This is a genomic window from Lactobacillus delbrueckii subsp. jakobsenii ZN7a-9 = DSM 26046 (assembly GCF_001888925.1).
GTDB classification, from domain to species: domain Bacteria; phylum Bacillota; class Bacilli; order Lactobacillales; family Lactobacillaceae; genus Lactobacillus; species Lactobacillus delbrueckii.
On record NZ_CP018218.1, the window covers coordinates 989,708 to 1,002,079 of the forward strand.

Sequence of the window (12,372 nt, forward strand, 5' to 3'; positions counted from 1 at the left end):
ATGGAATTTAAGCATACTAGCGTGTTATTGCACGAAACAATCGACAACCTGGCCCCACAAAGCGGCGGCACATATGTGGATGCCACCTTCGGCGGGGGCGGGCATGCAAGATACCTGCTTAGTAAGCTGGACAAAGGAAATCTAATCGGTTTCGACCAGGACCAGTACGCGATTGACACCGCCCAGAGCAATTTTGCTGCCTTTTTAAAAGAAGACAGCCAGCCCCGCCTGCAGCTGGTTCACAACAACTTCAGCCACTTAAAAGAGGAGCTGGCCAAGCTGGGGATTAGCGGCATTGACGGCATCTACTACGACTTGGGTGTTTCATCTCCGCAATTGGACCAGGCTGAACGCGGTTTTTCCTACCGTTTTGACGCAAGGCTGGACATGCGGATGGACCAGAGCCAGGACTTTGATGCTTACCAGCTGGTCAACCAGTATGACCAAAAGCAGCTGGCTGACGTCCTTTACCGCTACGGCGATGAGAAGTTTTCCCGGCAGATCGCCAGAAAGATCGTTGAAAGAAGACGGGTCAAGCCGATTGAAACTACTTTTGAGTTAGTGGAGATCATTAAGGAAGCAATTCCGGCAGCAGCCCGCCGCAGCGGCGGCCACCCGGCCAAGAAGAGCTTCCAGGCCATCCGGGTGGAAGTCAACCACGAGCTGGACGTTTTGCGGGCATCTTTGGAAGAAGCCATCAGCCTGCTCAATCCCGGCGGCCGGATTTCCGTCATCACCTTCCAGTCTTTGGAAGACAAGATCGTCAAGCAGACCTTCAAGAAGTATTCAGAAGTTGAAATTCCCCGCGGGATGCCGGTTGTGCCTGAGGGGATCAAGCCAACTTTACGCCTGGTCAACCGCAAGCCGATTACGGCCAGCGAGGAAGAACTGGCGGAAAACAACCGATCACACAGTGCAAAGTTAAGAGTAGCAGAGAAGTTATAAAGAGGACCATAATGGCTGGAAACACAGTTAGAAAATACAATTACGAACCAGAAGAGGAAGCCCGGAAAAGTCCTCGTTTGGTGGTTGATCCGCAGAAGGTGCCATACTCAGCTTTTGAAAAGCTGCTGGCAGTCTTGGGCCTGCTTGGGGCAGTTGCCTTGATTACCTTGAACGTGTCGGCTAGCGTTTCGGCGACTTACGCCCAGCGGCAGCTGACCAACGTCAATGAATCAATTACCAAGCAAAAGAACGCAACAGCTGACTTGCAGCAGGAAATCGGTGAGCTGTCATCAAATACCCGCTTGAACAAGATCGCCCAAAGTCAAGGACTGAAGTTGCGTGAAAATAACATTAGGACAATTCGCTAATGAAGAAGACCACTAATTTAGGAAAGATAAAATCCAGAGCACACGGCTATCGCTTTACAGTTGGGAGAATTCTAGAGCTGGTCGTTGCTTTGGTTTTTCTTTTTTTTGCCGGCCGCATGCTTTATTTGTCGATTTCAAAAACGATTGATGGCCAGGACATCGGCAAGAGAACTGCCGCGATTTACCGCCGCAACACCGTATTGACCGCTAACCGGGGCACGATTTATGACAAGAACGGCTTAATCATTGCCCAGGACTCCCACACCTACACGGTCTACGCGATTTTGGACAAGACTTATGTTGACTCCAATAAGAAACCGCTCTATGTTCAGGACAAGGAGAAAACGGCTGAGAAGCTGGCCACGGTTTTGCCCCTTTCCAAGGCAAAAATCCTCAAGTATCTGAACCCGAAAAATAAAAACACTTTCCAGGTCCAGTTCGGGACAGCCGGGTCCGGTCTGACCCTGACTGAGAAAAAGAAGATCCAGGCCATGCACCTGACCGGGATTAAGTTCATGGAAACGCCGTCGCGCTTGTATCCAAACGGGGTTTTCGCCTCTAACGTGGTCGGCTATACGGTTTCTCAAAACAATTCCAAGACGCAGACGACGGAACTGGAAGGGGTGACCGGGCTTGAAGCCTACTTCAACAAGATCCTCAAGGGGACAAACGGCTATGAGACCAGCATGGTTGACTCTTCAGAAAACCAGCTGCCAAGCGGATCCCACTCCTATAAGGCGGCTAAAGACGGGGACAATCTATATTTGACGATTGACTCTCAGCTCCAAAGCGCCCTGGAAACCTATATGAGCAAGGTGCAGAAGAACTACAAGCCGAAAGCTATGACAGCGGTCATTGAGGACTTGAAGACAGGGAAGATCCTGGCAGCCTCCCAGCGGCCGACCTTCAACTCCCAGACCAAGGCCGGAATCAGCAAGGCCGGCAGCAACCTCCTGGTCCAGTCCAGCTATGAGCCGGGTTCTGTTTTCAAGATCCTGTCTCTGGCCGCCGCGGTCAACAGCGGCAACTACAACCCTAAGTCCTACTACCGGTCAGGGTCAATCACCGTTTCCGGCTCCACTATCTATGACTGGCAGAAGTCCGGCTGGGGGACGATCCCGTTCTCCCAGGCCTTCCCGCGCTCCAGCAATGTCGGGATGGTCTATCTGGAAAAGAAGATCGGAGCCAAGCTCTGGCGCAAGTACCTCAATATGTTCCGCATCACCCACAAGACCGGGATTACCCTGCCAGGTGAAGTTTCCGGCAGCTTGTCCTTCTCAAGTCCGGTTGACCAGGCGGTAACTTCCTTTGGCCAAGGGGTCACGGTCAATGTCATGCAGATGATGCAGGTTTACAGTGCCCTGGCCAACAACGGGCAGATGGTTAAGCCGCAACTGGTGGAAAAAATCACCGATTCTTCGGGCAAGACAATCAAGAGCTACAAGGTCCAGAAGGTTGGCAAGAAGATTTTTACTGCCCAGACCAAAAAAGTAGTCATGCAGAATATGAAGAAGGTTTTGGACAAGGAAATCGGGACCGGCCACGTCTACTACATGAAGGGTAAGGACTTCGGGATCAAGACCGGGACGGCTCAGATTGCCAAGTCAACCGGCGGCTACATGACCGGGGACCGGGACTATGTCTTCTCAGTCGTGGGGATTACCCCAACTGCCAATCCCCGCTACTGCATCTATTTGACCATGAAGCAGCCAAGCAAGCTGGGCAGCGGGGCCGAAACCATCCTGGCCCAGATCTTTAAGCCGATGATGAGCCGGCTGGTTCTTTTGAACAAGGGGGACAAGTCAGCTTCGGCCGTGGTCAAGGTGCCGAAGTTTACCGGCATGACCTATACCAAGGCGAAAAAGACCGCGACCTCAAATGGTCTTTACCTGGTTCGTCTGGGGACTGGTTCCAAGGTCCTCAGCCAAAAGGCAGGGGCCGGTGAAACGGTATCCGTTGGCAGCACCGTCTTTGCCTTGACTAGCGGCAAGATCAGCCTGCCGGATTTGACCGGCTGGAGTGAAAGCCAGATTGAGGCCTACGCCTCCCTGGCCGGCATCAAGCTGCAGCTGTCAGGCAGCGGCAAGGTCAAGTCACAGAGCCTGGCCCAGGGGACGGTAGTTAAATCAGGGACGAAATTGAAAGTAGAGTTAAAGGAGTAATAGATCGATGCAAGCAAGTTTGATTGCTTTTATGATTTCACTGGTACTGAGCGCCTTGCTTTTGCCATGGCTGATCATCTGGATGAGAAGCCACGACGAAGGCCAGCAGATCCGGGATGAAGGGCCGAAATGGCATGAAAAGAAGTCGGGGACCCCGACCATGGGGGGCACGGTCTTCGTGCTTTCAGCCGCGGTCGCAACGGTTGCCATCTGTGCTTACAAGGGCCAGCTGTCTAAGACAGTCTGGATTTTGTTAGTTGCCCTTTTGGGCTACGGGATCATCGGCTTTTTGGATGACGGCTTGAAGCTCTTTTTCAAGCGGAACCTGGGCCTGAGAGCCTGGCAAAAAATGGCCCTGCAGCTGCTCGTCGCTGCTGCTGGTATCGTTTTGCTGGCAGCCAGTGACAACTTTGACTTCCCTCTTTACCTGCCTTTTGCCGGGGTGGTCAAGAACGTGGCCCTCTTTACCTTGTTTGAAGTCTTCTGGCTGGTTGGCTTTTCAAATGCCGTCAACCTGTCTGATGGTCTGGACGGCTTGGCAACCGGTCTGTCCTTTATCGCTTACGGCACTTACGCCTGGCTGGCCTTTAAGAGCCAGAATTTCGGCGTTCTGGTCTTCTGTATGGCGGTAATGGGGGGCCTGGCAGCCTTCTTCATGTTCAACCACAAGCCGGCCAAGATTTTCATGGGGGATGCCGGTTCCCTGGCCCTCGGGGGCGGTTTGGCGGCAGTCAGCATCTTCTTGGGCCGGCCATGGTCCTTGCTGTTGGTCGGGATTGTCTTTGTCTGCGAAACGGCCAGCGTTATCTTGCAGGTTGCCTCATTTAAGACGACTGGCAAGCGGATTTTTAAGATGACGCCAATCCACCACCACTTTGAAATGCTGGGCTGGTCTGAATGGAAGGTCGACCTGGTCTTCTGGCTGGTCGGGCTGGTTGGCAGCGGAATTTACTTGATGATTTGGGGATAATTAACGATGAAAGAAATCGATAAATATGCTGGTAAAAACATTCTTGTTTTAGGTCTGGGCCGGAGCGGCTTCGCGGTCAGCAAGCTGCTCCTTAAGCTGGGCGCGCGTTTGACTTTAAATGACAAGGCCGACTTGGCTGCTGACCCGAAGGCTAAGCAGTTAGCTGACCTGGGCGTCAGAGTAATTGGCGGCAGCCACCCGGTTGACCTGTTTGACCAGGAAAAGTTTGACTACCTGGTTAAAAACCCCGGCATCCCTTACGAGAACCCGATGGTGGCTAAGGCCAGCGAAAAAGGGGTTCCGATCATCACTGAACCTGAAGTTGCTTTAAGCGCCAGTGAGTCGCCTTATGTCTGCGTCACTGGTTCAAACGGCAAGACCACCACGGTCATGCTGACCCAGCAGATCATGGATCACTACCTGCAAAAGCAGGGCCACCACGCTTACGCGGTCGGCAACATCGGCTGGCCGATTTCTGAAGTAGTTTTAAACCAGGCCGGCCCAGACGACCTGCTGGTCGTGGAAATGTCCAGCTTCCAGCTGATGGGGGTAACCGACATTGAGCCAAAGGTAGCCGCCATCGTTGACATCTATAACAATGTCCACCTGGACTACCACAAGACTTTTGATAACTATGTTGACGCCAAGCTGAACGTTGGCCGCTTCCAAAAGGCCAGCGACTACTTCCTGGCCAACTTTGACCAAAAGGATATCCTGACTAGAGAAGAAAAGGCAACTAAGGCCAAGATTCTGACCTTCAGTGAAAATGATCCAGCTGCAGACTTCTACATTGGCCAGGACTACTTGATGCATGGCGAAGAAAAGATGATGAAGATTGCCGACATCAAGCTGCCGGGGATCCACAATTTGCAAAACTCCCTGGTTGCCATCGGCATCAGCAGCCTGATGGGGGCGGGCAAGGACGACATCGCGGCCGTTTTGTCCACCTTCACCGGGGCTGAACACCGCCTGCAGTACGTGACCACCCTTGACGGGGTCAAGGTCTACAATGACTCCAAGTCAACCAACATTGAAGCAGCCACCGTGGCCATCCAGTCCTTCAAGCAGCCGGAAGTCCTTTTGGCCGGGGGCCTGGACCGGGGCTTTGTCTTTGACTCCCTGGTTGATCTGTTTAAAAAGCACGTCAAGGCCATCGTAACTTACGGGGAAACCCGTTACCTGCTGGCGGACGCGGCCAGAAAGGCCGGAATCAAGACCATCGTGGTCGTTGACAACCTGCACGAAGGGGTTAAGGCAGCATCCAAGCTGGCTGAAGCCGGCGACGTCCTGCTCTTTTCACCGGCCTGCGCTTCCTGGGACCAGTTCAAGACCTTTGAAGAACGCGGCGAATATTTTGTCAAGTATGTAAAAGAATTGGAAGAGAAATAAAATGAGAGTTATTTTTTCTGGTGGCGGCACTGGCGGCCACATTTATCCCATCATGGCCTTGATTGAACGCCTGAAGGAAGAAGGCATTTGCCAAGACGATGAGATTTTGTTCGTCGGCACCAAGAAGGGGCTGGAATCCAAGATCGTGCCTGCCGCCGGGGTCAACTTTAAGACCATCGACATCCAAGGCTTTGACAGAAAGCACCTGTTGAACAATGTTAAGACCATCCAGCTCTTTTTAAAGGCGACTAAGCGGGCCAAGGAAATTTTGGCTGACTTTCAGCCGGACGTTGTCCTGGGCACTGGCGGCTACGTCAGCGGGGCGATTGTCTACGAAGCCAGCAAGATGAAGATTCCGACCATGATCCACGAGTCCAACTCCGTGGTCGGGGTGGCCAACAAGTTCTTAGGCCACTACGTGGACAAGATCTGCTATACTTTTGACGACGCGGCCAAGGAATTTTCGGAAAAAAAGAAGCTGGTCAAGACCGGCAACCCGCGTTCCCAGCAGGTTTTGAGCTTAAATGCCAAGCCAGTTGACCTGGCAGGCGATTTGGGCCTTAACCCCCAGATTCCGACTGTCCTGGTCTTCGGGGGTTCCCGGGGCGCCTTGGCCATCAACCGGGTCATGCTCAAGTCTTTGATGGAGCTGAAGAAGAAGCCTTACCAAGTGATCTGGGCAACCGGGACTTACTACTATGACGCGATTGAGAAAAAGCTGGCTGATGTTGACTACGGCGACTCCATCAAGGTCGTGCCGTATATCGCCAACATGCCGGGCCTTTTGCCGGAAATAACCTGCGTTGTTTCCCGGTCCGGGGCAACCAGCCTGGCTGAGTTCACGGCCTTGGGCGTGCCAGTCATCTTGATTCCCAGTCCTAACGTGACCCACAACCACCAGATGAAGAATGCCATGGACCTGGAAAAGGCCGGGGCGGCTTTGGTGATTGCGGAAGATGATCTGAACGAAAACACCTTCGTGTCCTCCATCGATCACCTGCTTTTGGACCAGAGCTATGCCAAAAAAATGCGGCAGGCTTCCAAGGCCTTGGGCGTGCCCGATGCATCTGACCAGGTCATCAAGGTCATGAAGGAAATTGCCAAGAAGAACTGATAATAAACGATTAGGAGGAAGCAATGGCTCGCAAACGGATAACCCGCAGAGACCCAGAAGAGGAGCTCTCTAAATTCTTACGCCACGAATCTGGCCAGGGGCAGGAAACACGCAAATTGTCGAGCCAGCTTACTTCGCTTAAGAAAGAACGCCGGCGGGGCCTGCTTACCCGGCTGGGTTCGATCATGGCCGTCTGCCTTTTGGCTATCGCTTTTTTAACCTACTACGTCTCGCCTTTAGCCGACGTATCAACGGTCAGGGTGCTCGGAGCTGATGACCTGGATGGCAAAAGCATGGTTGAAGTAGCCCAGATCAAGGCTTCTGACAAGGTCGTTGATGCCTTGCGGGGGCAGAAGAAGATCAGCAAGAAGCTGGCCGCTAAATACCCTGAAGTGGCTTCGGTCACTTTATCGGTCAAGGGGCTGAACACCTTGAACATGCAGGTGCATGAGCGGAAAGTGATCGGCTATATTAAAGACGGGTCCAGCTACCGGAAATTTCTCGCCAACGGGGAACTGGGCACCAAGAGCCTGGCCTGGAGCGAGGTCGACCATGACAAGCCGCTTTTTATCGGCTACAGCAAGCAGGTGGCCTTGAAGACCAACCTTAAAATTTTTAACTCTTTTCCTGAATATTTCAAAAAGCAGGTCAAGATGCTGTCTGGCAATACCAGGCGCAAAACCCAGATGGTTCTGGTCATGAAAGATGGCAATGTGATAATCGGCAACACTGAGACGATAAAATCCAAGGTTAAGTACTATAACTCGATTAAACAGGATTTGACAACCAACAGTGTCATTGACATGGAAGTCGGTGCCTTTACCCACCCTTTGACTAGCGCGGAAAAAAAGGCTTACGGCTTGTCTTAATTTTGTATCTTTAAATAATTATGATATTATCTATATATTAGAATTGGGGTAAGGGAACTTGGATAATTCAACTTTGTTAGTTGGTTTGGACATTGGGACCACGAGCATCAAAGTCGTTGTTGCCGACGCCGCTCATCAAGAGCTGCAGGTTTACGGGGCAGTTGCCGCTCCTACGCGGGGGATGCGGCATGGCAAGATCGTTGATATCGATCAAGTTGCTGAATCTGTCAAAAATGCTATCCAGCAGGTCAGTGAGAAGACCAATAGCAAGATCAACCGGGTAGTGACTGCCTTGCCAGTCAGCATGCTGCAGATGGAAAGTACAACCGGCCTGGTCAATATTTCTGATTCAGGCAAGGAAGTCGCTAATGAAGACGTCCAGCGGGTCATGTACGCGGCTATCAAGGCTGCCAAGAAAAAGGACCGGCAGGCAGTGGCCTTCTTCCCCAGCCGCTTTTTGATCGACGGGGAAAAGGACGTTGACGACCCGCGGACCATGATTGCCCGCTCCCTTCTCGTCCAGGGGCTGGTAATGACGGCGCCGTCAGCGGAGATTCACAACATCAACACGGTCTTAAAGCACGCTGGCATCCAGAACAACTTCTTTGTTCCGGCACCGATGGCTTTTTCCAGCGTAGCCCTGGATGAGGCAGAGAGAACCTTCGGGGCAATTCTGCTGGACATGGGCGGCGGCAGCACGACCGCCACGGTCATCCGCGATGGCCAGATCAAGTACGCTACCGTCGACTTGAAGGGGGCGGCCGACATTACCCACGACATTTCCGTGGTTTTGTCAACGACAATGAGCGATGCTGAAGCTTTGAAGCGGGATTATGGCTATGCCGACCCGGACCTGGCTTCAGAAAATGAAAAATTCGCGGTCAAGGCTGTAGGCAAGGACGAAAACAACCTGGTCAGCGAGAAGTATCTCAGTGAGATCATCAATGCCCGTCTGCAGCAGATCCTGCACCGGGTGGGCCGGGGCCTTTACAACCATGATGCCCTGTCTTTGCCGGCCGGGGTTATTATTACCGGGGGCAGCGCTCTTTTGGCCGGGATTGATGACCTGGTAGCGGCTGACTATGACGTTAAGGCCAAGATCTACCAGCCAGCCCAGATTGGCCTGCGCAATCCGGTTTATTCAGTGGCCTACGGGATCGTCAACTATGCCAACAACCTGAGCGATATCGGCTACCTGGCCAACACCGTGATTTATCATGATTCAGCTCTTGCTTCAAACGAGCGGCCGACCAGTGCCGGAAATAGTCAAAAAAATGCTAAAAGAGTGACGAAGAAAGCTGAAAATAATACTGAATTAGCTTATAATAAGACTAAGCCTGATGGGGAAGTAGACACTGAAACCCGGCATGAAGAAAAGACTAATAATAACGAAAATAAAAACAAGGGCTTAGCTGCATTTCTCAGAAAGTTCTTTGATTAAGGGTGGTAAACGTAGATGGCTTTGGATTTTACTTTTGATTCAGATGACAACAACAACGCAGTTATCAAAGTAATTGGCGTTGGCGGGGCAGGCGGCAATGCCGTCAACCGGATGATTGAAGACGGCGTTCAAGGCGTCTCTTTTATCGCGGCCAACACTGATGTACAGGCTTTGAACAGCAACAACGCTGAAGTTAAGATTCAGCTGGGGCCGAAACTGACCAGGGGCTTGGGGGCAGGTTCACATCCTGAAACCGGGCAAAAGGCCGCTGAAGAAAGCGAAGAAACGATTGAGGACGCACTTAAGGGTGCCGACATGATTTTCATCACTGCCGGCATGGGCGGTGGTACTGGTACCGGGGCAGCCCCGGTAATCGCCAAAATTGCCCGGGAAACCGGTGCTTTGACGGTTGGGGTGGTTACCCGTCCATTCAGCTTTGAAGGCCCTAAGCGGTCCAAGAACGCCGCTGAGGGAATTGCCAAGCTGAAGGAATACGTTGACACCCTGGTCATCGTTGCCAACAACCGGCTTTTGGAAATCGTTGACAAGAAGACACCGATGATGGAAGCATTCAAGGAAGCCGACAACGTCCTCAAGCAGGGTGTCCAGGGCATTTCCGACTTGATCACTTCAACTGACTACGTGAACCTGGACTTTGCTGACGTCAAGACGGTCATGGAAAACCAGGGGGCAGCCTTGATGGGGATCGGCCGGGCCAGCGGTGAAAACCGGACGGTGGAAGCAACCAAGATGGCGATTTCCTCACCGCTTTTGGAAGTTTCCATCGACGGGGCCAAGCAGGTCCTCTTGAACATCACTGGCGGTCCAGACTTGACCCTGTTTGAAGCTCAGGATGCTTCAGAAATCGTTTCAACGGCTGCCGGCGAAGATGTCAACATCATCTTCGGTACGGCCATCAACCCTAACCTGGGCGATGAAGTCGTGGTTACGGTGATCGCTACCGGGATTGATGACGAAGCTGAAGCAGCTGCTTCCAAGCAATTGCCAGGCCGCGGCCACCAAGTGAGTGCGCCTAGAGAAAAGCCAGCTGCGCCTAAGATCTTGACTCCGGAAGAAGCTGCTCCAGCTGCTCCAGTACAAGAAGCGCCAGTTCAAGCTGAAGCAGCTAAGCCGACCAGCCCGGTCAAGGAAGAGAAGCCAGCCATGATAGACCCGATCAGCGTTTGGGGCCTCAACGACGATGACTACTCAAGACGGCAAAACCCGGAAGAACAAAAGCGGCAGGCTGAAGAAAAGGAAGCGGCTTCGGATGCTGACCCAAGCAGCGCCATTTCCCAAATTGACATCAACACCGATTACGACGACGATGATGACGACGATATTCCGTTCTTCAAGCACCGCCGGGACCGGTAAAGGAGGCAGAGTAAATGAATAACAAATTTAAGGACTTTTTCGGCTTCGGCGACGACGATTCCTATGAGGAAAGAGACGCCTACGAGGAACATTACGACGAACAAGAAGAAATGCAAAATAGCAACCGGCCAACTAACAGCCGTGACAGCAATGTCGTGTCCATTAAGGCCGGCCAGGCTGGCAGCGGGCCAAGCAAGATCGTCCTTTACGAACCGCGGGTATATTCTGACGCTAAGGAAGTAGCCCAGAACTTGCTCAACCAAAGGGCGATCATCATCAACTTCAGCCGGATGGACGACGCTTCTGCCCGCCGGGTAGTCGACTTCATCACCGGGACAGTTTACGCCCTCAATGGTGAAATCCAGCGCGTCGGCGACAAGATCTTCCTGGCTACTCCGCCGAAGTTTGAAACTGACGGTAAGATCACTGAACTGCTTGATAAGAAAGATACTTTAGGTTAATGCAAACATTTTTGGTTTTTTTGTACCGGCTGCTCTACTTCATCTGTGAAGCTTACAGCCTCTTGATCATTATTGATGCCTTTATGTCTTGGATTCCGGCCATCAGCGAATCAGCGGCCGGCCGCTGGATCGACCGGATCGTCAACCCCTTCGTCAACCTTTTCCGGCAGGGGCCGATCCTGCGCTTGATCTACGCGACTGGCATCGACATTTCACCAATGATTGCACTGTTTGTGATCTACTTTGTCCAAAGCGTTGCCTTGGGCTGGCTCTTTAGCATTTTAGGGAGGATCTTCCTGTGATGGACAAGCGCCAGGCCAGCAGCTTTTACCCATATTTTGCAATTGAAGAAAGACCAACAATTGACCAATTTGTTGGTCTTTTTAATCGCCTTTTGTTTACCGGCCAGGCCTTTTTGACGGACTTCCTGGACCCCCGGCAAAGGCAGATCATGGAGACGATCGCCGGCGAGGAAGCCATCGTGCAGGCTTTTGGCGGCTATGAAGAAGCGGAAAAGTGCCGGTTCTACATCAGCCTGGAATGGGAGAACCTGCGCCCAGATGACTACCACGTTCAGCTTTTTGAAATTGAATACCCGCAGAAATTTGCCAGTCTCCGCCACAGCCAGATTCTGGGCAGCCTGGCCAATTCCGGGGTAAAAACAGATACTTTTGGCGACATCATCACGGACGGGCAAGGCCGGTGGCAGTTTTTCGCGGAAAAAGAACTGGCTGGCTTTTTTGCCAGTCAAATCGACCGGATGGGGCCAGTCAAGGTCCGCCTGGAAGAGAAGCCCTTAAAAGACCGGCTGGAAGCAGAAGACAATTCCGAGATCATTACCGCTGTAGCTTCCTCCATGCGCCTGGACGCGGTTTTAGCGGCTCTAAGCAATAAGTCCCGCAGCCAGGTTAAAGAGGCCCTGGAGGCCGGCGAGGTCCGCTTAAACTGGCATGAAGAAGAAAAAGGTGAAAGCCCGCTGAAAGTTGGCGACATCTTGAGCCTGCGCCGCTTTGGCCGGGTCAAGTTCTTGTCTGTCCAGCCCAGCAAAAAAGGCCGCCTGCGGGTGGAAGGCCAGTTTTGGCCAGCAAAAAGGCAATAAATATTTGACAAAGGGCTGGTTGATGCCTTAAACTCTTTTACTGTAGATAGAGAACTTTTTATTGTTTTTTATCTCTTACATAATTACGATTAATAAATCAGACTGACAGTCCTGCTTAAAGGCGACCTTAGCGAGTTAATGATGGTGGAAGATTAACACAAGCCGGCGAGCGATCAGCTG

General features: G+C 52.2%; 12 protein-coding genes. All 12 read left to right on the top strand.

What is annotated here, in order from left to right; translation table 11 throughout:
- The 12 genes from rsmH to LJ046_RS05200 are packed head-to-tail and all read left to right on the top strand — an operon-like array spanning position 1 to position 12,192.
- On the top strand, positions 1-945 hold the full coding sequence (gene rsmH / locus LJ046_RS05145) for a 16S rRNA (cytosine(1402)-N(4))-methyltransferase RsmH (RefSeq protein ID WP_002879139.1): 945 nt from the start codon (positions 1-3) through the stop codon (positions 943-945).
- 11 nt (positions 946-956) lie between these two features.
- Positions 957-1,313: a cell division protein FtsL gene (gene ftsL, locus LJ046_RS05150; protein WP_002879138.1), complete on the top strand. Its 357-nt coding sequence runs from the start codon at positions 957-959 to the stop codon at positions 1,311-1,313.
- A complete protein-coding gene (locus LJ046_RS05155; RefSeq protein WP_002879136.1) occupies positions 1,313-3,475 on the top strand; it encodes a penicillin-binding protein in 2,163 nt (720 codons plus the stop codon). Before ftsL ends, LJ046_RS05155 begins: the two co-directional genes overlap by 1 nt.
- Before the next feature lie 7 nt (positions 3,476-3,482).
- The gene (gene mraY / locus LJ046_RS05160) at positions 3,483-4,445 is read left to right on the top strand and encodes a phospho-N-acetylmuramoyl-pentapeptide-transferase (RefSeq protein ID WP_002879134.1); all 963 of its coding nucleotides are present in this window, start codon (positions 3,483-3,485) and stop codon (positions 4,443-4,445) included.
- A gap of 6 nt (positions 4,446-4,451) precedes the next feature.
- Positions 4,452-5,834, top strand: a complete 1,383-nt coding sequence (murD, locus tag LJ046_RS05165; protein WP_002879132.1) for a UDP-N-acetylmuramoyl-L-alanine--D-glutamate ligase — start codon at positions 4,452-4,454, stop codon at positions 5,832-5,834.
- Position 5,835: 1 nt separating this feature from the next.
- Positions 5,836-6,948 carry an undecaprenyldiphospho-muramoylpentapeptide beta-N-acetylglucosaminyltransferase gene (murG, locus tag LJ046_RS05170; RefSeq protein WP_002879131.1) on the top strand — a complete coding sequence of 371 codons (1,113 nt, stop codon included), beginning with the start codon at positions 5,836-5,838 and terminating at the stop codon, positions 6,946-6,948.
- Positions 6,949-6,971: 23 nt separating this feature from the next.
- A complete protein-coding gene (locus LJ046_RS05175; protein ID WP_035176669.1) occupies positions 6,972-7,817 on the top strand; it encodes a cell division protein FtsQ/DivIB in 846 nt (281 codons plus the stop codon).
- 58 nt (positions 7,818-7,875) lie between these two features.
- Complete coding sequence (gene ftsA, locus LJ046_RS05180; protein WP_035176666.1) at positions 7,876-9,258, top strand: cell division protein FtsA; 1,383 nt, start codon at positions 7,876-7,878, stop codon at positions 9,256-9,258.
- Between the two features lie 15 nt (positions 9,259-9,273).
- Complete coding sequence (ftsZ, locus tag LJ046_RS05185; protein ID WP_004560510.1) at positions 9,274-10,632, top strand: cell division protein FtsZ; 1,359 nt, start codon at positions 9,274-9,276, stop codon at positions 10,630-10,632.
- A 14-nt stretch (positions 10,633-10,646) separates the two neighbouring features.
- On the top strand, positions 10,647-11,093 hold the full coding sequence (locus LJ046_RS05190) for a cell division protein SepF (RefSeq protein ID WP_002879127.1): 447 nt from the start codon (positions 10,647-10,649) through the stop codon (positions 11,091-11,093).
- The gene (locus tag LJ046_RS05195) at positions 11,093-11,395 is read left to right on the top strand and encodes a YggT family protein (protein ID WP_002879126.1); all 303 of its coding nucleotides are present in this window, start codon (positions 11,093-11,095) and stop codon (positions 11,393-11,395) included. Before LJ046_RS05190 ends, LJ046_RS05195 begins: the two co-directional genes overlap by 1 nt.
- Positions 11,395-12,192 (top strand): YlmH family RNA-binding protein, encoded by a 798-nt coding sequence (locus LJ046_RS05200; RefSeq protein WP_002879125.1) that lies wholly within the window; start codon positions 11,395-11,397, stop codon positions 12,190-12,192. The genes LJ046_RS05195 and LJ046_RS05200 overlap by 1 nt, the downstream gene beginning before the upstream one ends.
- The last annotated feature ends 180 nt before the right edge of the window (positions 12,193-12,372 follow it).

Excerpts from the sequence above, each read along its gene's own strand:
- rsmH (WP_002879139.1), top strand. The coding sequence starts at position 1 with ATGGAATTTAAGCATACTAGCGTGTTATTGCACGAAACAATCGACAAC.
- ftsL (WP_002879138.1), top strand. The coding sequence starts at position 957 with ATGGCTGGAAACACAGTTAGAAAATACAATTACGAACCAGAAGAGGAA.
- LJ046_RS05155 (WP_002879136.1), top strand. The coding sequence starts at position 1,313 with ATGAAGAAGACCACTAATTTAGGAAAGATAAAATCCAGAGCACACGGC.
- mraY (WP_002879134.1), top strand. The coding sequence starts at position 3,483 with ATGCAAGCAAGTTTGATTGCTTTTATGATTTCACTGGTACTGAGCGCC.
- murD (WP_002879132.1), top strand. The coding sequence starts at position 4,452 with ATGAAAGAAATCGATAAATATGCTGGTAAAAACATTCTTGTTTTAGGT.
- murG (WP_002879131.1), top strand. The coding sequence starts at position 5,836 with ATGAGAGTTATTTTTTCTGGTGGCGGCACTGGCGGCCACATTTATCCC.
- LJ046_RS05175 (WP_035176669.1), top strand. The coding sequence starts at position 6,972 with ATGGCTCGCAAACGGATAACCCGCAGAGACCCAGAAGAGGAGCTCTCT.
- ftsZ (WP_004560510.1), top strand. The coding sequence starts at position 9,274 with ATGGCTTTGGATTTTACTTTTGATTCAGATGACAACAACAACGCAGTT.
- LJ046_RS05190 (WP_002879127.1), top strand. The coding sequence starts at position 10,647 with ATGAATAACAAATTTAAGGACTTTTTCGGCTTCGGCGACGACGATTCC.
- LJ046_RS05195 (WP_002879126.1), top strand. The coding sequence starts at position 11,093 with ATGCAAACATTTTTGGTTTTTTTGTACCGGCTGCTCTACTTCATCTGT.
- LJ046_RS05200 (WP_002879125.1), top strand. The coding sequence starts at position 11,395 with ATGGACAAGCGCCAGGCCAGCAGCTTTTACCCATATTTTGCAATTGAA.